This window comes from Microbacterium sp. NPDC056044 (assembly GCF_042267145.1).
In the GTDB taxonomy this organism is placed as follows: domain Bacteria; phylum Actinomycetota; class Actinomycetes; order Actinomycetales; family Microbacteriaceae; genus Microbacterium.
Map to the genome: position 1 here is coordinate 417,919 of NZ_JBHJWZ010000002.1, position 19,590 is coordinate 437,508.

General features: G+C 68.9%; 19 protein-coding genes and 2 tRNA genes. 7 read left to right on the forward strand and 14 right to left on the reverse strand.

What is annotated here, in order from left to right:
* Position 1: 1 nt before the first annotated feature.
* From ACFC1I_RS06965 to pknB, 3 genes are all read left to right on the forward strand, one after another.
* Entirely contained in the window at positions 2 to 1,462 is a 1,461-nt protein-coding gene (locus ACFC1I_RS06965) for a peptidoglycan D,D-transpeptidase FtsI family protein (protein ID WP_376007357.1), read from the forward strand.
* Complete coding sequence (locus ACFC1I_RS06970) at positions 1,459 to 3,171, forward strand: serine/threonine protein kinase (RefSeq protein WP_376007359.1); 1,713 nt, start codon at positions 1,459 to 1,461, stop codon at positions 3,169 to 3,171. Before ACFC1I_RS06965 ends, ACFC1I_RS06970 begins: the two co-directional genes overlap by 4 nt.
* Positions 3,172 to 3,265: 94 nt before the next feature.
* The gene (gene pknB / locus ACFC1I_RS06975) at positions 3,266 to 4,960 is read left to right on the forward strand and encodes a Stk1 family PASTA domain-containing Ser/Thr kinase (RefSeq protein ID WP_376007360.1); all 1,695 of its coding nucleotides are present in this window, start codon (positions 3,266 to 3,268) and stop codon (positions 4,958 to 4,960) included.
* Between the two features lie 25 nt (positions 4,961 to 4,985).
* Here pknB and ACFC1I_RS06980 read toward each other — a convergent pair whose 3' ends face one another.
* The 3 genes from ACFC1I_RS06980 to ACFC1I_RS06990 are packed head-to-tail and all read right to left on the reverse strand — an operon-like array spanning position 4,986 to position 6,606.
* Positions 4,986 to 5,627: an anthranilate synthase component II gene (locus tag ACFC1I_RS06980; protein ID WP_376007362.1), complete on the reverse strand. Its 642-nt coding sequence runs from the start codon at positions 5,625 to 5,627 to the stop codon at positions 4,986 to 4,988.
* Positions 5,624 to 5,812 carry a hypothetical protein gene (locus ACFC1I_RS06985; RefSeq protein WP_376007364.1) on the reverse strand — a complete coding sequence of 63 codons (189 nt, stop codon included), beginning with the start codon at positions 5,810 to 5,812 and terminating at the stop codon, positions 5,624 to 5,626. Before ACFC1I_RS06985 ends, ACFC1I_RS06980 begins: the two co-directional genes overlap by 4 nt.
* Entirely contained in the window at positions 5,812 to 6,606 is a 795-nt protein-coding gene (locus tag ACFC1I_RS06990; protein ID WP_376007366.1) for a class E sortase, read from the reverse strand. Before ACFC1I_RS06990 ends, ACFC1I_RS06985 begins: the two co-directional genes overlap by 1 nt.
* Positions 6,607 to 6,661: 55 nt before the next feature.
* Here ACFC1I_RS06990 and ACFC1I_RS06995 point away from each other — a divergent pair, with 55 nt between their 5' ends.
* A complete protein-coding gene (locus ACFC1I_RS06995; RefSeq protein WP_376007368.1) occupies positions 6,662 to 6,901 on the forward strand; it encodes a cell division protein CrgA in 240 nt (79 codons plus the stop codon).
* A gap of 165 nt (positions 6,902 to 7,066) precedes the next feature.
* Here ACFC1I_RS06995 and ACFC1I_RS07000 read toward each other — a convergent pair whose 3' ends face one another.
* Positions 7,067 to 7,957 carry a rhomboid family intramembrane serine protease gene (locus ACFC1I_RS07000; protein ID WP_376007370.1) on the reverse strand — a complete coding sequence of 297 codons (891 nt, stop codon included), beginning with the start codon at positions 7,955 to 7,957 and terminating at the stop codon, positions 7,067 to 7,069.
* A gap of 87 nt (positions 7,958 to 8,044) precedes the next feature.
* Complete coding sequence (locus ACFC1I_RS07005) at positions 8,045 to 8,617, reverse strand: peptidylprolyl isomerase (RefSeq protein WP_376007372.1); 573 nt, start codon at positions 8,615 to 8,617, stop codon at positions 8,045 to 8,047.
* Positions 8,618 to 8,714: 97 nt separating this feature from the next.
* Here ACFC1I_RS07005 and ACFC1I_RS07010 point away from each other — a divergent pair, with 97 nt between their 5' ends.
* Positions 8,715 to 9,230 (forward strand): DNA helicase, encoded by a 516-nt coding sequence (locus ACFC1I_RS07010; RefSeq protein WP_376007374.1) that lies wholly within the window; start codon positions 8,715 to 8,717, stop codon positions 9,228 to 9,230.
* Positions 9,223 to 9,720: an aminoacyl-tRNA deacylase gene (locus ACFC1I_RS07015; RefSeq protein WP_376007376.1), complete on the forward strand. Its 498-nt coding sequence runs from the start codon at positions 9,223 to 9,225 to the stop codon at positions 9,718 to 9,720. The genes ACFC1I_RS07010 and ACFC1I_RS07015 overlap by 8 nt, the downstream gene beginning before the upstream one ends.
* A 15-nt stretch (positions 9,721 to 9,735) precedes the next feature.
* Here ACFC1I_RS07015 and ACFC1I_RS07020 read toward each other — a convergent pair whose 3' ends face one another.
* The 3 genes from ACFC1I_RS07020 to ACFC1I_RS07030 form a co-directional block, all read right to left on the reverse strand.
* Positions 9,736 to 10,176 (reverse strand): NUDIX hydrolase, encoded by a 441-nt coding sequence (locus ACFC1I_RS07020; protein WP_376007378.1) that lies wholly within the window; start codon positions 10,174 to 10,176, stop codon positions 9,736 to 9,738.
* Between the two features lie 74 nt (positions 10,177 to 10,250).
* Positions 10,251 to 10,323, reverse strand: a tRNA-Ala gene (locus tag ACFC1I_RS07025).
* An 11-nt stretch (positions 10,324 to 10,334) separates the two neighbouring features.
* Positions 10,335 to 10,408, reverse strand: a tRNA-Ile gene (locus ACFC1I_RS07030).
* A 75-nt stretch (positions 10,409 to 10,483) separates the two neighbouring features.
* Here ACFC1I_RS07030 and ACFC1I_RS07035 point away from each other — a divergent pair.
* Positions 10,484 to 11,209 (forward strand): VIT family protein, encoded by a 726-nt coding sequence (locus ACFC1I_RS07035; protein WP_376007380.1) that lies wholly within the window; start codon positions 10,484 to 10,486, stop codon positions 11,207 to 11,209.
* Between the two features lie 64 nt (positions 11,210 to 11,273).
* On the opposite strand, the gene ACFC1I_RS07040 is transcribed toward ACFC1I_RS07035, so the two are convergent.
* The 6 genes from ACFC1I_RS07040 to dnaN all read right to left on the reverse strand — a co-directional run bounded on the left by ACFC1I_RS07040 (position 11,274) and on the right by dnaN (position 19,463).
* Positions 11,274 to 11,678: a DUF3566 domain-containing protein gene (locus ACFC1I_RS07040; protein ID WP_376007382.1), complete on the reverse strand. Its 405-nt coding sequence runs from the start codon at positions 11,676 to 11,678 to the stop codon at positions 11,274 to 11,276.
* Positions 11,675 to 14,317 carry a DNA gyrase subunit A gene (gene gyrA, locus ACFC1I_RS07045; protein ID WP_376007384.1) on the reverse strand — a complete coding sequence of 881 codons (2,643 nt, stop codon included), beginning with the start codon at positions 14,315 to 14,317 and terminating at the stop codon, positions 11,675 to 11,677. The genes ACFC1I_RS07040 and gyrA overlap by 4 nt, the downstream gene beginning before the upstream one ends.
* A 49-nt stretch (positions 14,318 to 14,366) precedes the next feature.
* The gene (gene gyrB, locus ACFC1I_RS07050; RefSeq protein ID WP_376007386.1) at positions 14,367 to 16,412 is read right to left on the reverse strand and encodes a DNA topoisomerase (ATP-hydrolyzing) subunit B; all 2,046 of its coding nucleotides are present in this window, start codon (positions 16,410 to 16,412) and stop codon (positions 14,367 to 14,369) included.
* 121 nt (positions 16,413 to 16,533) lie between these two features.
* The gene (locus ACFC1I_RS07055) at positions 16,534 to 17,082 is read right to left on the reverse strand and encodes a DUF721 domain-containing protein (protein ID WP_376007388.1); all 549 of its coding nucleotides are present in this window, start codon (positions 17,080 to 17,082) and stop codon (positions 16,534 to 16,536) included.
* Positions 17,075 to 18,271, reverse strand: a complete 1,197-nt coding sequence (recF, locus tag ACFC1I_RS07060) for a DNA replication/repair protein RecF (RefSeq protein WP_376007390.1) — start codon at positions 18,269 to 18,271, stop codon at positions 17,075 to 17,077. The genes ACFC1I_RS07055 and recF overlap by 8 nt, the downstream gene beginning before the upstream one ends.
* Positions 18,272 to 18,308: 37 nt before the next feature.
* A complete protein-coding gene (gene dnaN, locus ACFC1I_RS07065) occupies positions 18,309 to 19,463 on the reverse strand; it encodes a DNA polymerase III subunit beta (RefSeq protein ID WP_376007392.1) in 1,155 nt (384 codons plus the stop codon).
* Between the last annotated feature and the right edge of the window lie 127 nt (positions 19,464 to 19,590).

Sequence of the window (19,590 nt, forward strand, 5' to 3'; positions counted from 1 at the left end):
CATGACGAAGGAGCTCAGACGGCTCAGCATCCTGATGCTGATCATGTTCCTCGCGCTGTTCGCGTCGACGAGCTGGATCCAGGTGATCCAGGCGGACGAACTCGCCGCGAACGAGGCGAACCGTCGCGTCCTGTACGACTCCTACGAGGTGCAGCGCGGCTCGATCATCGCGGACGGATCCGCCATCGCGTCGTCGGTTCCGTCCGGCGATCTGTACAGCTGGCAGCGGGTGTACACGGATGCTGCGATGTGGGCGCCCGTCACCGGGTACTTCAATCCCGCCCTGAACTCGCGGACGGGCATCGAACAGGCCATGAACCAGGAGCTCAGCGGCACGGCGGGGTCGCAGTTCCTGTCGCGCCTGGAGCGCATCTTCACCGGGCAGCCCCCGCGCGGGTCGAACGTCGTGCTGTCACTCGACGCCGACGTGCAGCGCGCGGCGTTCGAGGCGCTGGGCGACCTGCAGGGCGGCGTCATCGCGATCGAGCCGTCGACGGGCCGCGTGCTCGCGATGGTGACGAGCCCGAGCTACGACACGAACGTGCTGGCTTCGCACGCCACGGGCGAGGTGAACGCCGCGTACGACGCGCTCGTCGCCGATCCCGCCAAGCCGCTGTCGAACCGCGCGATCGCCGGCGACCTCAACCCGCCGGGATCGACGTTCAAGCTCGTCACCGCGTCGGCCGCGCTGGCGACAGGGGACTACACGCCGGACTCGCAGCTGCCGAACCCGGCGACGTATCAGCTGCCGCAGTCGTCGAGCATCGTGCACAACGCCAGCGGCGGCACGTGCGGGCCGGGCGAGACGGTCTCGCTCGCCGACGCGCTGCGGCTGAGCTGCAACATCCCGTTCGCGGAGCTCGCCGTCGAGCTCGGCGACACCGCGATCCGCGACGAGGCTGAGAAGTACGGCTTCAACCAGTCGTTCGAGCTGCCGCTCGTGTCGACGCCGTCGGGCTACCCGCGCACGATCCAGGACGACGCGCAGACCGCGCTCAGCGGATTCGGCCAGGGTCAGGTCACGGCGACGCCGCTGCAGATGGCGATGGTGTCGGCCGGCATCGCGAACGGCGGGATCGTCATGAACCCGCGGATGGTGGACCGTGTGATCGGCCCGGACCTGTCAGTGCAGAAGACCTTCGACGACAGCGAATTCGGGCGGGCACTCGACACCGGACTGGCGGACGAACTGGTGCGCATGATGGTCGCCAATGTCAGTGACGGTGCTGCGTCGGGTGCAAGAATAGACGGGGTCGACGTGGCCGGAAAGACGGGAACCGCGGAGAACACGGGCAACGAGCCGTACACGCTCTGGTTCACCGGGTTCGCACCTGCAGCCAACCCCGAGGTCGCCGTCGCCGTGGTCGTCGAGGACGGCGGCAGGCAAGGACAATCGGGCAGCGGCAACACCATCGCCGCTCCTATCGCGAAGAAGGTCATGGAGGCGGTGCTGGGACGATGAGACCGACGCAGGGCGTGACCTTCGGCGGCCGATACGAACTCGATTCGCGTATAGCGATCGGCGGCATGGGCGAGGTCTGGGAGGCGACAGACCACGTCATCGGACGAACTGTCGCCATCAAGATCCTCAAAGACGAGTACATGGGCGATCCGGGCTTCCTGGAACGCTTCCGCGCCGAGGCCCGCCACGCGGCGCTCGTCAACCACGAGGGCATCGCCAGCGTGTTCGACTACGGCGAGGAGAACGGCAGCGCCTTCCTCGTGATGGAGCTCGTCCCCGGCGAGGCGCTGTCGACGATCCTCGAGCGCGACGGATCCCTGTCGACCGACAAGACGCTCGACATCGTCGCCCAGACGTCGGCGGCCCTGCAGGCGGCGCATGCTGCGGGTCTCGTGCACCGCGACATCAAGCCGGGCAACCTGCTGATCACGCCCGACGGGCGCGTGAAGATCACCGACTTCGGCATCGCCCGCATCGCCGACCAGGTGCCCCTGACGGCCACCGGCCAGGTCATGGGCACGGTGCAGTACCTATCGCCCGAACAGGCGTCCGGGCACCCGGCATCGCCGGCGACCGACATCTACTCGCTCGGCATCGTCGCGTACGAGTGCCTCGCGGGCAAGCGCCCCTTCACCGGCGAGTCGCAGGTCGCGATCGCGATGGCGCAGATCAACGAGCAGCCGCCGCCGCTGCCGGCGACGGTCGCCGTCCCCGTGCAGAACCTCGTCATGGCGATGATCGCCAAGAAGCCCGAGGAGCGCCCCGCGTCGGCGGCAGCCGTCGCACGCGCGGCCACCGCGCTCCGCCGCGGCGATGTCGCGGCTGCTGCGGCGGCCGTCCCCGCGATCGCCGGCGCCGCCGCCCTCGCGGGCGACGCGGCGACCCAGCTGCTCACCTCCGGCTCCGACACCTCGTCGGCGACCCGACTCATGCCCGCCCCGGGCGAGGAGGACGCCGAAGCGACGCCCGAGAAGAAGAAGCGCAGCCCCTGGACGTGGCCGCTCATCGCGCTGATCGCCCTGCTGCTGCTCGTGCTGATCGGAACGGTCTGGGCCGTCGTCGCGAACTCCGGCTCGCCCGAGCCCGACCCGACGAAGACCACGACCACGGCGCCGGCCCCGACGCCGACCGATACGCCGACTCCGACGCCCACCACGGCGAACGTCGTCGCAGACGACTATGTCGGGCAGGACTGCGCCACCGCGTCGGCCGCGCTCGACGCCCTCGGCCTCGGCGCGAGCTGCCAGGAGGGCAACGCCGCGCCCGACGAGGACAGCGTCGGCAAGATCTACAGCGTCTCGCCGACCGGCAACGTGCCCAAGGGAACGATCATCCAGCTGACGGCGTACGCCGGTCAGACCCCGATGCCGACGCCGTCGAACCCGACGTTCCAGGGTTCGCCTGCGACGGTCGAGCCCGGCGGCACCCTGACCGTGATGTGGGACGGGTACACCTGCCCGTCAGGCACCGGCTCGGTCAGCGCGTACACCTTCACGGTGCAGAACGGCACGATCGCCGACGGCCCGAACTTCCCGCAGAACGCGCGCAACGCGACGGTGACCGCGGGCGACGCGGCCGGCCAGACCGTGATCGTCACGTACACCGTCACCTGCAGCGGCGGCACGGCGGGCAACCGCACGTCGGGCGCCTCCGGCGAGGCGACGGTGCTGATCGAGGCTCCCGCCCCGACCCCGACGCCCACCCCGTGAGCTTGGCTGAGTGAGTCCTCCGAGCGGGTCGTACGACACGTGCGACCCGCTCGGGCTCGGCTAGTGTGGCTGATGTTCCAGGCAGGGAGTGACCGTGACAGCTGAGCCGCGCGTGCTTTCGGGGCGCTATCGCATCGATGAGCCGATCGGCCGGGGCGGTATGGCGAGCGTCTACCGCGGATACGACCTCACGCTCGGCCGCGAGGTCGCGATCAAGATCCTCGACCGCGAGCTCGCCGACGACAACGCGTTCCGCACCCGGTTCCGCCTCGAAGCGCAGGCGGCCTCCCGCATGGCGCACCCGACGATCGTGCGGGTGTACGACGCCGGCGAGGACTCGCTGACGTCGCCCGACGGCACCGTGCGCCCGGTCCCGTTCATCGTGATGGAGCTCGTCAAGGGGCGCCTGCTCAAAGAGATCATCGCCGCGGGCCCGGTTCCCGTGACGGATGCCGTCCGCTACGTCGACGGCATCCTCGAGGCGCTCGAGTACTCGCATCGCGCGGGTGTGGTGCATCGCGACATCAAGCCCGGCAACGTCATGGTGACGGATGCCGGCCAGGTCAAGGTGATGGACTTCGGCATCGCCCGGGCCGTATCGGACTCGTCGTCGACGGTCGCCGAGACGACGCAGATCCTCGGCACCGCCGCGTACTTCTCGCCCGAGCAGGCGAAGGGCGAGCCCGTCGACGCGCGTGCCGACGTCTACTCGACGGGCGTCGTGCTGTACGAGCTCCTGACCGGTCGCCAGCCTTTCCGCGGCGAGTCGCCGGTCGCGGTCGCCTACCAGCACGTCAGCGAGGCGCCGGTGCCGCCGTCCGAGGTGAACGACACCGTTCCCCGAGCGCTCGACACGGTGGCCCTCCGCGCCCTCGCGAAGGACCCGTTCCAGCGCTACCAGGACGCCGCGGGCTTCCGTGAGGCGCTCGATGCGACCGTCGACGGTCGCCAGCCGTCGAAGCGCCAGGTCGGCGCCCTTTCGAGCGAGCTGTACGGGCCCAATCCTCGGCAGGCCGCCGAGACCGCGCGGTCGCTGCGTCAGCTCAGCACCGACACCACGATGAAGCGCACGCAGGCGGGTCCGCCGGTCGCGTGGATCTGGGCGGGCGTCGCCCTTCTCGCGGTGCTGCTCATCTCGCTGCTGTTCTGGGTGCTCACGATCCAGCCGCGCGACGAGCTCCCGGGCAACGTCCGCGAGGTGCCGGACGTGTCGGGCATGACGTACGAACGGGCGAACGACACCCTGGCCGAGTCCGACCTGCGCGCGATCCGCGTCGACGAGGAGAGCACCGACGTCGCCGAGGGCAACGTCATCCGCACCGATCCCGAGGCGGGCACCTCCGTCACCCCCGAACAGGAGGTGAAGGTCTACGTGTCGACCGGGCAGCAGATGTCGACGGTTCCCACGCTCAGCGGATTGGGACAGGATGCTGCGACCTCCGCCATCACCGGCGCCGGCCTGCAGCTGGGCACCATCACGCAGCAGAACGACAAGGACCTCGCCGAGGGGACGGTCATCTCGAGCGACCCCGTGGACGGGGCGAGCGTGCCCACCGGCACGATGGTGAACCTCGTGGTGGCCTCCGGTCGTGTGGCCATCAACGACGTGCGCGGCTACACCGTCGATGCGGCGACACGGCAGCTCGAGGACCTCGGGCTCACCGTGATCCCGACAGAGGATCCGAACTGCGCGGGCTCGACTCCGCCCACCGTCACGTCCCAGTCCCTGACTCCCGGCGACGTCGCGGTGCACTCCGAGATCACCCTGACGTACTGCACGGGCGCCTGACCCGGCGGTTCGCTGCGCCAGGACGTCAGCGACGCGGGCTCAGCGCAGCACCGCGGGCCGCGGCATCCGTGTATCCGATCGACGCGAGCCAGTTGCCGAGCAGGCGGTAGCCGCCCTCGGTGAGCACGCTCTCGGGGTGGAACTGCACGCCCGCGATGGGTGCGGTGCGGTGCGCGACGCCCATGATGACGCCGCTCGCCGTGCGGCTCGTGACCACGAGTTCATCGGGGAGCGTGTCGGGAACGATCGCGAGCGAGTGGTACCGGGTCGCCGTGAACGGGTCGGGCAGCCCCGCGTAGAGGGGGGAGGAGTCGTGGTGCACGAGCGACGTCATGCCGTGCATGAGCTCCGGCGCGTGATCGACCGTGGCGCCGAACGCCTCGCCGATCGCCTGGTGACCGAGACACACACCGAGAAGTGGGATGCTGCGCGCCGCCGCCGCACGGACCACGCCGATCGACGCACCGGCGTCGGCGGGGGTGCCCGGCCCGGGGGAGACCAGCACACCGCGTCGGCCCGCGATGTCGCGTTCGGGATCGGCGAGGGCGTCGGCTTCGACGAGGTCGGTGTCGGCACCCAGCTCGTGCAGGTACCCGATGAGGGTGTGCACGAAGCTGTCGTGGTTGTCGACGACGAGGATGGGCGCCGACGACGCGGCGGCGGTCACGACAGCGGCGTCGAGACGGGGGCGGCGGGAAGCGTGACGGTGACTTCCTGCGGGTTCACGAACTGGCTCACCCACGGGAACGCGTAGAAGAGGAGGCCGTACAGCACCGCCGCGATCAGCACGCAGAGGATCAGCACCCGGACCCACCACGGGCCGGGGAGGATGCGCCAGAGCCCGGCGTACATCAGGCCACCGCCTGGAGGGAGGCCGGCTCGCCGGCGGAGCGCGGGGTGAACGACTCGAACACCCCGTACGCGACGATGCGCTCGGTCATCGCGTACATCGGGCTGCAGCTCGTCAGCGTGATGTACGCGGTACCGGCGGGAACGTCCATCTGCTGCGGCACGGGCAGGAGCACCTCCACCTCGTTCGGCGTGACGTATTCGAGCGTACGGAAGCGGTAGGTGTACCAGCCCTCCTGCGTCTCGACGACGATCGCGTCGCCGACGTGCAGCTCGGCGATGCGGTTGAACGGCTTGCCCCACGTGGTGCGATGCGCGGCGAGGGCGAAGTTGCCCGCCTCGCCCGGCATCTTGGTGCCGGGGTAGTGGCCGATGCCGATCGGGTCGAGGGTGCGGGCGCGCGTCACGCCGCCCGCCATCTGCACGGCGTAGTCCGCTCCGAAGCGAGGGATGCGCATGACGCCGAACGTCTGCGCATCGGCGGGCTCGGCGATCACCGGCGGAGCGGTGGTCACGGGCTCGGCATCGGGAGTGACGCCGGGATCTTCCGTCGGCGCAGCGGCGGGAGTCTGCTCCTCGTACTGCGCCTGCCACTCCTGCGACAGCTCGGTGCCTTCGGCGTTGCGTTCGGCGCCGTAGATGAGGTCGCCCACCCACAGCTGCCACACGACGTAGAGGAGGACGACGATGCCGGCGGTGATGAGGATCTCGCCGATGACGCCGACGACAGACGTGCGCCGGCGCGGGACTCGATCCGTGCGGGCGGCGCCCCTCGGGCTCGGCAGCGCGTCATCCACAGGTGGAGTCTAATCAGCGCGGGCTGTGGCCTGCCTGGCAGTTAGACTCTTCTCCATGGCACGACCCGGCAAAGACGACGACTCGCTCGTCGAGCGCGCAGAAGGCGAAGCCGCACCTAACCCGGTGTGGTTCAAGCCGATCATGATCGGACTGATGCTCCTCGGTCTGGTGTGGATCCTCGTCTTCTACCTGAGCGGCATGCAGTTCCCGATCCCCGACATCGGTCCGTGGAACCTCGTGATCGGCTTCGGCATCGCCTTCATCGGCTTCCTGATGACGACGCGCTGGCGGTAGCGACAACTTCGAAAGAGAGACCCCGGTCTATGACGACCGGGGTTTTTCCATGCATGGAGGCGGCGAATCCGGCTGATCCGGAGTTGTTAACAACTCTGTTAACACCTGTGAATTACACCGGTGTGATTCTCCCCAGGGTGTGGATGAGCCTGTGGATAACTCTGTTCAGAGGATGACGAGGCCGGGCGCGAACACCGGGACGAACAACAGCGCGACGAGTCCCGCGCCGACGGCGACGAGCAGTCCGATCTGCAGCCCGCGCTGACGGACGGCGCGCGTGCGGGTGTAGATGAAAGCGACCAGGAGGCCTACGACGAGCCCTCCGACGTGCGCCTGCCACGACACGTTGAATCCGGGGACGAACCCGATCACGAGGTTGATCCCGAGCACCAGCGCGATGCCGGCGATGTTCGCGCCGATGTGCCGGCCGATCACGAGGAGCGCGCCGAAGAGACCGAAGATGGCTCCGGATGCCCCGACCACGGGCGTCGTGAACGACAGCAGCGTGACGGCGACCGATCCGCCGAGCGCGCTCAGGAGATAGAGCGTGAGGAACCGCCAGCGGCCGAGGAGAGGTTCGAGGCTGCGCCCGATCATCCACAGGGCGAGCATGTTGAGTCCCACATGCCAGATGCCCGAGTGCACGAGCGCGACCGTGAGCAGACGCCAGGGCTGGAAGGTGCCGCGGAACTCGGGGTAGAGCAGCGGCGCCCAGAAGGTGAGTGCGTCCTGGATGGCGGCGCCGACGCCGGGGATGAGGGTGAGCAGGTAGACGAACGCGGTGATCGCGATGATCGAGTACGTCACGATCGGCCGGCCGGACGACGCCGACATCGCACGCGGCCGCGACCAGCGGCGCTCGGCCTTCTTCTGCGCGGGCGACTGCGCCTTCTGCTGGTCGCGGAGGCACTCGGGGCAGATGACCCCGACGGCGCCGGGCGTCTGGCACTCCGGGCAGATCGTGCGCAGACACCGCTGGCAGAGCACGAAGCTCTGCCGGTCGGGATGCCGGTAACAGAAGTTGTCCCGGTTGCGCTGGAAGTCCTGCGTGCTCACGCGGGCTCCGTCTCTGTCTCGCCTGGGCTCAGGGATGCGGTCGGCCCGGGACGGCGGTCGCCGCCCCGGGCCAGGTTGCGCGTGCGCTCAGACCGCAGCGATGTCGATCGACTCGATGACGACGGGCTCGACCGGGCGGTCGCCGGCGGCCGTCGGCACCTCGGCGATCGTGTCGACGACGGCCTTCGAGGCGTCGTCGACGACCTCGCCGAAGATGGTGTGCTTGCCCTGCAGCCACTCCGGGCCGCGGCCGCCTTGGCCGGGGACCGTGATGAAGAACTGCGAGCCGTTGGTGCCCTCGGGCTGGCCGGTGATGGCGTTGCGACGCAGGCCCGCGTTCGCCATAGCGAGCTTGTAGGGGGCGGTGAAGGTGAGCTCACCGTTGATCTCGTCGTTGAAGTTGTAACCCGGGCCACCCACGCCCTGACCGAGCGGGTCGCCGCCCTGGATCATGAAGCCCGAGATGATGCGGTGGAAGATGACGTCCTTGTACAGCGGGCCTTCGCCCGGCTTGCCGGTCGCCGGGTGCGTCCACGCCTGCGAACCGTCGGACAGGCCGATGAAGTTCTGCACGGTGCGAGGAGCCTGGTCGCCGAACAGGTTGACGACGATGTCGCCGTAGTTGGTGTGGATCGTTGCGACAGCAGTGTGAAGCGGCATTTCTACATTGTCTCAGAGTTCCCTGCAACCCCTCCCGTCTGCGCGGTGGTCTGGCAAGATGAAGAGACCGACATCCCCACAACAGGGAGGGCAAGCCGTGAGCCTCAGCCGCAAGCGCAAGAAGGAACTCGAGAAGCTGCAGAAGCAGGCCGGAAACCTCTGGGAGGCCCAGCAGGTTCTGGTCGGGGAGGCCGCGACCGTCGCTCGCGAAGCGAGCCGTCAGCTCGGCCACTACGGCCGTGAGCAGGTCAAGCCGCAGGTGCAGGCGGGCTACGACAAGTACGCCGCCCCCTACGTCGACAAGGGCAAGAAGGTCGTGAACAGCACGGTCATCCCCGCGGCGGGTGCCGTGGTCGGCTCCGCGCTGTCGGTGTGGGACGCCGCGAACGAGCAGCGCTCGCACCTCGCCGCCGGACGCGGGTTCAGCGTCCCTTCGTCGTGGGCGAAGGCCGCGCCGGTCCCGGCGAAGAAGGGCATCGGCGCCGGCGGCGTCATCGCCATCATCCTCGGCGTCGCCGCCGCGGTCGGCGTGCTGTATGCCGCATGGCAGACGCTGCGCGCCGACGACGAGCTGTGGGTCGCGGACGACCCGCTGCGCGCACCGGATGCCTGAGCCCACCACGGGTGAGGCTCTGACCGGCGTCGACCGCGTGCGCGCGGCGGCTGCCGAGCGCGGCCTCGAGGTCGAGATCCGGGAGCGTCCGGCGGCGAACAGCCTGCCGGAGGCTGCCACGATCCTCGGCATCCCGCCGTCGGGCATCGTGAAGACGCTCGTCGTCAAGCGCAGCGACGACACCTACCTGTTCGCGCTGATCCCTGGTGACCGCGCGATCTCGTGGCCCAAGCTCCGCGCCGTCGTGCGCGTCAACAAGCTCCAGCTGCCGGATCCCGCACGGGCGCTGGCAGCGACCGGGTACGAGCGCGGCACCATCGTGCCGCTCGGCAGCACGCACGACTGGCCGATCTACGCCGACAGTGCGATCGTGGGTCAGCGCATCGCGATGGGCGCGGGCGCCCACGGGTACAGCATGTTCGTCGACGCGGACGCGCTCATCGCGGCGTACGGTGCGACGGTCGCCGACATCTCGCAGCCCGTCGACTGACGGCATCCATTCCTGTCATTCGGCCTGCGGCAGTTCGATTCCCGCCATCTCGAGGGCGATGTCGACGAGCTTGACGCGCTGCAGCGTGCGGACCTCGGCCAGCGCGAACCACTCGGCACGATCCGTCGACCCGTGGGTCTCGTTGCGGAGCTTGCCGCCCGTGATGCGGGCGCGGTAGACGATGCGCAGCGTGTGAAGGGGGACGTCCGCGCCGGGCTTGAGCCTGCGCCCGGGAGGGATCACGCGCGAGTGGATGCCGAGGAGGCCGTCGAGTTCGACCCGGTACCCTGTCTCTTCCCTGACCTCACGGCGCGCTGCGCTCTCGGGATCCTCTCCGGGCTCGAGGCCGCCGCCGGGCATCGTCCACGCGGCGCGTCGGCCCTCGTTCCAGTGCGCAAGCAGAAGACGGTCGTGTTCGTCCACGATCACCGCGTACGCCGCGACGCGCAGGTCCATGCTTCACCCTAACCGCGAGGGTGCCCGCCGGAGAACGCAGAAGCCGGTCCCTCTCGGGACCGGCTTCGTGTCTGTGGAGCCTAGGAGATTCGAACTCCTGACATCCTGCTTGCAAAGCAGGCGCTCTACCAACTGAGCTAAGGCCCCGGGGCTTACGGTGGGGCTACCAGGACTTGAACCTGGGACCTCTTCATTATCAGTGAAGCGCTCTAACCGCCTGAGCTATAGCCCCGTGTGACTGCGGAAACTGCGCTCCGCAACCTCCAAGACTTTACCCGACGAATCGCGAATCTCCGAATCGGGCTGGTTGACTGGGGTCGTGACGGAGACTTCCCACCCCGGTGAGCCGCACGGCGTACGGCTGGGGGAGCGGCTGAACTGGCTGCGGGCCGGCGTTCTCGGCGCGAACGACGGCATCGTGTCGGTCGCGGCGCTCGTCGTCGGCGTCGCGGGAGCGACGACCGACACCGGGGCGCTGTTCACGGCCGGCATCGCCGGTCTCGTCGGCGGCGCGATCTCGATGGCGCTCGGCGAGTACGTCTCGGTGAGCAGTCAGCGCGACTCCGAGCGGGCGCTGATCGCCAAGGAGCGCGGCGAACTGCGCGACATGCCCGAGGCGGAGCTCGAGGAGCTCACCCAGCTCTACCGCGACCGCGGGCTGACCGACGCGACGGCGCGTCAGGTCGCGCTCGAGCTCACGGCGCACGACGCGCTGTCGGCGCATCTCGAGGTCGAGCTGCACATCGACCAGGACGACCTCGTGAACCCGTGGCACGCGGCGATCTCGTCAGCCGTCTCGTTCACGCTCGGCGCGCTGCTGCCGTTCCTGGCGATCCTGCTCCCGCCGCCCGAGTGGCGCGTGCCCGTCACCTTCGTGGCGGTGCTCGTCGCCCTGGCCGTCACGGGCACGGTCTCGGCTCACCTCGGCGGCGCTCCGAAGGGGCGGGCGGCGATCCGCCTCGTCATCGGCGGCGCGCTGGCCCTCGTCGCGACGTGGCTCATCGGCACGCTGCTCGGGACCACGGTCGTCTGACGCGCAAACGCCGAGCGCCGGCATCCGGAATCGAATCACGGATGCCGGCGCTCGGCGTGGTGCGTCAGTTCGAGGTGAAGCCGACCAGCAGGCCGCCGGTCACCTTGACCGCGAGGTTGTAGATGCCCGCGATCACGGCGCCGAGCACCGTCACGACCACGAGGTTCAGGATGGCGACGACGGCCGCGAAGGCGAGGACCTGCGGGAAGTTCACGAACTGCGACAGCAGGATGCTGCCGTCGGAGAAGCTCGAGAAGAACTCGTCGGCCTTGCCGATCAGGCCCGTCGTGCTCACGACGAGGTAGATCATCACGAAGGCGACGACCGTCACCACCGCGATGGCGATCGCGGCGAGGAAGGACAGCTTCACTGCGGACCAGAAGTCCACGTACACCAGGCGCAGGCGCACCTGCTTCGCGCTGGTCTTGTGACTCGATTTCTTGGCGAGCTTGTCGGCTACCGTGCTCATGCGTCAGTGCTCTCTTCGGGGGTCTGGGGCGAGGCATCCGTTCCGAGGCTGTCAGTCGGGGGGTTCTCGGACGACGGTGCCGCGTCGGCGCCGTCGGCGGCTGCATCCTCGGATTCTTCTGCGAGACCCCGTTCGCCGTTGCGCGCGATCGCGATGATGCGATCGTCGTCGCTGGAGCGGGCGAACACGACACCCATCGTGTCTCTGCCCTTGGCGGGGACCTCGGCCACGGCAGAGCGTACCACCTTGCCGCTGGCAAGAACCACCAAGACCTCGTCGTCCTCGGAGACGATCAGACCGCCCGCGAGGTCGCCGCGATCCTCGCTCAGCTTGGCCACCTTGATGCCCAGTCCGCCGCGATTCTGCACGCGGTACTGGTCGACCGCGGTCCGCTTCGCATACCCGCCCTCGGTCACCACGAAGACGTACCCGTCGTCGGTCGCGACCGATGCCGAGAGCAGACTGTCACCGGCGCGGAAGTCCATGCCCTTCACGCCCGAGGTCGAGCGACCCATCGGGCGCAGTGCCGAATCGGTCGCCGAGAAGCGCAGCGACATGCCGTGGCGGCTGATGAGGAGGATGTCGTCGCCCTCGTCGACGAGCAGCGCGCTGACGACCTCGTCCTCGGGACCGGCCTCGGCCTCCTCGCCCTCCTCGGGGACCTGCCCCCGGATCTTGATGGCGATGATGCCGCCCTGGCGGTTGGTGTCGTACTCGGTGAGGCGTGTCTTCTTGACCAGGCCGCTGCGGGTCGCGAGCACGAGGTAGGTCGCGACCGAGTAGTCGCGGATGTCGAGGATCTGCGCGATCTCCTCGTCGGGCTGCAGCGCGAGCAGGTTCGCGACGTGCTGGCCCTTGGCGTCGCGCCCAGCCTCGGGCACCTCGTACGCCTTCGAGCGGTAGACGCGGCCCTTGTTCGTGAAGAACAGCAGCCAGTGGTGCGTCGTCGTGACGAAGAAGTGCTCGACCACGTCGTCGGCGCGCAGCTGTGCGCCCTTGACGCCCTTGCCACCGCGGTGCTGCTGACGGTAGTTGTCGCTGCGGGTGCGCTTGATGTACCCGTCGCGCGTGACCGAGATGACCATCTCCTCCTCGGGGATCAGGTCTTCCATCGACATGTCGCCGTCGAACCCGTGGAGGATGTGGGTGCGCCGCTCGTCGCCGAACTTGTCGACGATCGCGGTGAGCTCGTCGCGGATGATGTCGCGCTGGCGCTGCGGCGTAGCCAGGATGTCCTTGAAGTCGGCGATCTTGGCCTCGAGCTCAGTGGCCTCGTCGATGATCTTCTGGCGCTCGAGGGCGGCGAGCCGGCGCAGCTGCAGTCCGAGGATCGCGTCGGCCTGCACGTCGTCGATGTCGAGGAGGCTCTGCAGACCCTCGTTCGCCTCCTGGGCCGTCGGCGAGCGACGGATGAGGGCGATGACCTCGTCGAGTGCGTCGAGCGCCTTGAGATAGCCGCGCAGGATGTGCATGCGCTTCTCGGCCTCGCGCAGCCGGTAGGCGGTGCGGCGGACGATGACCTCGATCTGGTGCTCGAGCCACAGGCTGACGAAGCCGTCGAGCGACAGCGTGCGCGGCACGTTGTCGACGATCGCCAGCATGTTGGCGCCGAAGTTCTCCTGCAGCTGGGTGTGCTTGTACAGATTGTTCAGCACGACCTTGGCGACGGCATCGCGCTTCAGCACCACCACGAGGCGCTGACCGGTGCGGTCCGAGGTCTCGTCACGGATGTCGGCGATGCCGGTGATCTTGCCGTCGCGGGCGAGGTCGCCGATCTTCACCGCGAGGTTGTCGGGGTTGACCTGGTAGGGCAGCTCGGTGATGACGAGGCAGGTGCGACCCTGGATCTCTTCGATCGAGACGACCGCGCGCATCGTGATCGACCCGCGGCCGGTGCGGTACGCCTCACGGATGCCCTTGGTGCCCAGGATCTGCGCGCCGGTCGGGAAGTCGGGCCCGGGGATGCGCTCCAGAAGCGCGTCGAGCAGCTCTTCGCGCGACGCCTCGGGGTGCTCCAGCGCCCAGAGCGCGCCGGCGGCGACCTCTCGCAGGTTGTGCGGCGGGATGTTGGTCGCCATGCCGACCGCGATGCCGACGGAGCCGTTGACCAGCAGGTTCGGGAAGCGCGCCGGGAGCACCGACGGCTCCTGGGTCTGACCGTCGTAATTGTCGTGGAAGTCGACGGTCTCTTCCTCGATGTCGCGCACCATCTCGAGCGCGAGCAGAGCCATCTTCGTCTCGGTGTACCGGGGAGCGGCGGCGCCCATGTTGCCGGGCGAGCCGAAGTTTCCCTGGCCCTGCGCGAGCGGATACCGCAACGACCACGGCTGCACGAGGCGGACGAGGGCGTCGTAGATCGCCGAGTCGCCGTGCGGGTGGTACTGACCCATCACTTCGCCGACCACGCGGGCGCACTTCGAGAACGACTTGTCGGGACGGAAACCGCCGTCGTACATGCCGTAGATCACACGGCGGTGCACCGGCTTCAGGCCGTCGCGCACGTCGGGCAGCGCGCGGCCGATGATGACGGCCATCGCGTAGTCGAGGTAGCTGCGCTGCATCTCGAGCTGCAGGTCGACTTGGTCGATGCGGCCGTGGTCGTGCTCGGCGTTCGGGTCGGGGCGTTCTTCGTCGGCCATTCGTGTTTCTCGTCTTCTGTGTGATCCGGTTCCTGAGCGCGACGGAGCGTCAGATGTCGAGGAAGCGGACGTCCTTGGCGTTGCGCTGGATGAACGTGCGGCGCGACTCGACGTCCTCGCCCATCAGGACCGAGAAGATCTCGTCCGCGGCGGCCGCGTCGTCGATGGTCACCTGGCGGAGCGTCCGCGTGCGGTGGTCCATCGTGGTCTCCCACAGTTCCTTGGCGTTCATCTCGCCGAGACCCTTGTAGCGCTGGATGCCGGAATCCTTGGGGATCCGCTTGCCGTTCGCGAGTCCGTCCGCGAGCAGCGCATCGCGCTCCTTGTCGGAGTACACGTACTCGTGCGCCGAGTTGGTCCACTTCAGGCGGTACAGCGGCGGCATCGCGAGGTAGACGAAGCCGGCCTCGATGAGTCCGCGCATGTAGCGGAACAGCATGGTGAGCAGCAGCGTGGTGATGTGCTGGCCGTCGACGTCGGCATCGGCCATCAGCACGATCTTGTGATACCGCGCCTTGTCGATGTCGAAGTCCTCGCCGATGCCCGTGCCGAAGGCCTGGATCATCGCCTGCACCTCGCGGTTGCCGAGCGCCTTGTCGAGACGCGCGCGCTCGACGTTCAGGATCTTGCCGCGCAGCGCCAGGATCGCCTGCGTGTGCGGGTCGCGCCCCTGCACCGCCGAACCGCCGGCCGAGTCGCCCTCCACGAGGAAGATCTCGCTGATCGACGGGTCCTTGCTGGTGCAGTCCTTGAGCTTGTCGGGCATCGCCGCGGACTCGAAGACGCTCTTGCGGCGCGCGGTCTCGCGCGCCTTGCGGGCCGCCATGCGCGCGGTCGCGGCGTCGATCGCCTTGGTGATGACGCGCTTGGCCTGCACCGGGTTGCGGTCGAGCCAGTCGGCGAGCTGGTCGCCGACGACCTTCTGCACGAACGCCTTCGCCTCGGTGTTGCCGAGCTTGGTCTTGGTCTGGCCCTCGAACTGCGGCTCGGAGAGCTTGACCGAGATCACGGCGGTGAGACCCTCGCGGATGTCGTCGCCGGTGAGGTTGTCGTCCTTCTCCTTGAGGAGGTTCTTGTCGCGCGCGTAGGTGTTGATGCGCGTGGTCAGCGCTGCGCGGAAGCCCTCTTCGTGCGTGCCGCCCTCGTGCGTGTTGATCGTGTTCGCGAAGGTGAAGACGTTCTCGGTGTAGCTCGAGGTCCACTGCATGGCGAGCTCGAGCGAGATGTGGCGGACCGTGTCCTCCGACTCGATCTCGATGATCTCCTCGTTCACGACGTCGGCGTGACGCACCTTGTTGAGGTACTCGACGTAGTCGACGAGACCGCGTTCGTAGTGGAAGTCGTCGAACGGCTGACGCTCCTCGGAGCCTCCGCCCTCAGCATCCGTCACGTACGTCGACTCGGGCCGCTCGTCGGAGAGCGTGATGCGCAGGCCCTTGTTGAGGAACGCCGTCTGCTGGAAGCGCGTGCGCAGCGTGTCGTAGTCGAAGTTCACCGACTCGAAGATGGTGTCGTCGGGCCAGAACTGGATGATCGTCCCGGTCTCTTCGGTGGGCTCGCCCTTCGCGAGCGGCGCCTGGGGCTGGCCGCCGTCGCGGTACGACTGGCGCCAGACGTGCCCCTGCCGCTTGACCTCGACCTCGAGGCGGGTCGACAGCGCGTTCACCACCGACGAGCCGACGCCGTGCAGCCCGCCCGAGACCGCATACCCGCCGCCGCCGAACTTGCCGCCGGCGTGGAGCACGGTGAGCACGACCTCGACGGTCGACTTGCCCTCGGTGCGGTGGATGTCGACCGGGATGCCGCGGCCGTTGTCGACGCAGCGGATGCCGCCGTCGGGCAGGATCGTCACGTTGATCGTGTCGCAGTACCCGGCGAGGGCCTCGTCGACCGAGTTGTCGACGATCTCGTACACCAGGTGGTGGAGGCCGCGCTCACCGGTCGAGCCGATGTACATACCGGGGCGCTTGCGGACCGCCTCGAGGCCCTCGAGCACCTGGATGGCGTCTGCCCCGTAGTCGCTGGGAGATCCGTTGGGAGCCGTAGCGGGCGTTTCGGGTTCCTCGGAAACGTTATCGGGGTTGTCAGACGTCATCTTCGCGAGGGCTCCAAATCCTTCGACACGGGCCCTGACAGTCTATCGGGTAACAGCCCGATCACAGCGCTCTACGGCCCTGTGAGGGGAGGAAAATCGCCTCGACGGCTCCCGACGTGGCTTATCCGTAGGTATCGCGCGGACCGCGCCCTGGAATGGTTCTGGGACCCCATTTCCAGGAGGGGACGTCCGGCCCGATGAAGCGGACCGCGTCGACCCCGGCCTCGGGGTACCTGCGGACGATCTCCGAGAGGATCTGCGCGCGCATCAGCTGGAGCTGCTTCGCCCACGCGGTCGAGTCGGCCTGGATGGTGAGCGTGCCGTCCGAGAACGCGACGGGCCGGGTGTGCTTCGCGGTGTCTTCGCCGGCGACCTGATCCCACGCGCGCACGACGTCTTCGCGCGCGAGCTGCGGGTCCCAGCCGGCCTCGCGGGTGAGGTCGGCGAGCACGTCGCCGACACCTCGCGGGTCACGGCCGGGGGCGAACGGGATGTTGTCGTCGTTCTCGGTGCGCCGGCGCCGCTTGCGGTACGAGCGGGCACTCGGCTCGAGCCCGCGCAGCCGCAGGTAGGTCGAGATCGTCTCGGGGACGGCCGTGCGATCGAGCGGTGCCGGCTTGGAAGGGGGGACGGATGCTGCGTCCCGCTGCTGCTTCTCGGGCTCAGGCATCGCTCTGCTCCGCGTCGACAGCGCCGACGATGCGGCCGGCCTCGACCCGCACCATGCGTGCGCGGAGTTCGTCGGGGACGTCGCCCTCGACCGCGGCCGTGACGATGACCTGCTCGTAGTCGGCAGCGAGGTGCGCGAGCCGCGCGCGGCGGTCGGTGTCGAGCTCGGCGAAGACGTCGTCGAGGATGAGCACAGGGTCGCCGAGCCGCGAGTCCGCGCGGAGGAGTTCGGCCGACGCGAGCCGCAGCGAGAGTGCGACCGACCACGACTCGCCGTGCGACGCATAGCCCTTGACCGGAAGCCGGCGGATCCGCAGCAGCAGATCGTCGCGATGCGGCCCGACGAGCGTGAGCCCGCGCTCGAGCTCGGACGTGCGCTTCGCCGCGAGCGCATGACGGAAGAGGTCCGCGATGCGGGAGGTCGAGGCATCCGTCGCCAGATCCGCGGGGGCGGCAGCGCCCGAAGCGTCGCCGTCTTCATCGGAGTCGGCACCCGCGACCGAGAGCGCCCACTCGATCTCGGGATGGTGGTCGGCGCCGGCGATCGCCGTGTACGCGGCGGCGAGCGGAGTCGCGAGGTCGGTGGCGAGTGCGAGGCGCGCGGCGATGAGCTGCGTGCCGAGCGCGACGAGCTTGTCGTCCCACACGTCGAGGGTCGAGAGCGCGTCGCCGCGGATACCGCGGGCCTTCGCGGACTTCAAGAGCGCCGTGCGCTGCTTCAGCACGCGGTCGTAGTCGGCCAAGACGCCCGCCATGCGCGGGGCGCGCTGCACCAGGAGCTGATCGGCGAAGCGCCGGCGCGCGGAGGGATCGCCGCGCACGATCTGCAGGTCTTCGGGGGCGAACAGCACCACCTGCGCGTACCGCGGGAGCTCGGCCGGCTTCACGGCGGCACCGTTCACGCGGGCCTTGTTGGAACCCTGCCGGTTCACCTGCGCCTCGAGCTGCACGCGACGCTCACCATGGGCGAGTCGGGCGCGGATGATCGCGGCCTCGGCTCCGTCACGCACCATGGGCGCGTCGTTGGAGACCCGATGCGAGCCCAATGTCGCGAAGAAGCCGATCGCCTCGGCCAGATTCGTCTTGCCCTGGCCGTTGCGGCCGACGAAGACGTTCGGACCGGGACCGAGTGCGACGTCGGCGGCCGCATAGTTGCGGAAGTCGACGAGACTCAGGTGCTCCACGATCACCGGACAAGCCTAATGACAGGCTCCGACGACGGGCTGATCAGCGCAGGAGCAGGTTCGGCTGCAGCAGGTAGCGGAACGAGTCCGAACCGGCGCGGTCGACCGAGGTCTGCGGCGTGATGAGCACGGGGCTCAGCTTGTTCGCGTTGTCGCTCGAGGTGAACGTGATGCGCACGAACTCGCTCTTCACGGCGCCGAGCGACTCGAGCAGGTACTGCGGGTTGAGACCCAGCGTGACCTCGTCGCCGCCCAGCAGCGTCGCGTCGACGGACTCGGTGGCGCGAGCCTGCTCGGTGCCCGAGGCATCCATCGACACGCTGTCGGACGTGAAGGTGAACCGCAGCGGGGCCGAACGGTCCAGGACGAGCGACACACGGCGCACGGCCTCGGCGAGCTCGGCCGTGTTGACGACCGCGTGGTGCTCGGTCTGCTCGGGGAAGAGGCGACGCACCGGCGGGAAATTGCCCTTGATGAGCAGCGACGTCACGGTCTTGTTGCCGGCGGTGAACGCGATGATCTCGCGGTCGCCAGACCCCGAGAACGCGATCGAGATGTCGCCGCCGTGAGCGAAGGTCTTGCCGACCTCGGTCAGCGTGCGGGCTGGCACGAGCGCGGTGGTCGATTTGTCGCTCGCGGTAGTGCCGCCGTCCCACGGGATCTCGCGGAGGGCGACGCGGTAGCGGTCGGTGGCGACGAGGCTCAGGCTCGTTCCCGAGACCTCGAGCTGCACGCCGGTGAGCACCGGGGTCACATCGTCGCGCGAGGCGGCGAAGGCGACCTGTGCGATCGCGGTGGCGAAGTCCTCGGAGGGCACGAGGCCGGAGTCACCGGTGACCTCGGGGATCGCGGGGTACTCCTGCACAGGCATCGACGCCAGGGTGAAGCGGGCCGAGCCGCACGTGAGCAGGATGCCGCCGTCCTCGTCGACCTCGATCTGGATCGGCGCGTTCGGCAGGCGGCTGGCGATGTCGGAGAGCAGCCGGCCGTGGACCAGGATCGTGCCCGGCTCGTCGACGGTCGCCTCGATCGTGGTGCGCGCGGACGCCTCGTAGTCGAAGGCCGCGAGCGAGAGACCCTCATCGGATGCCTCGATCAGCACGCCCGCGAGGATCGGCTGGGGGTTGCGCTGAGGCAGGAGCTTGACCACGAACGACACGGCTTCGCTGAACACATCGCGGTTGACGTGGAACTTCACGGACGCTCCCTCTGCAGCGGGCCCCTTGATGGCGGGCTCGGGGTTCTCATGCTAGTGCCAGCCTCGGAGATTGCCAGTCCGCATCCGGGTCTCGGTACTTGTCCACCGCAAAGGTGATCGGACGGGT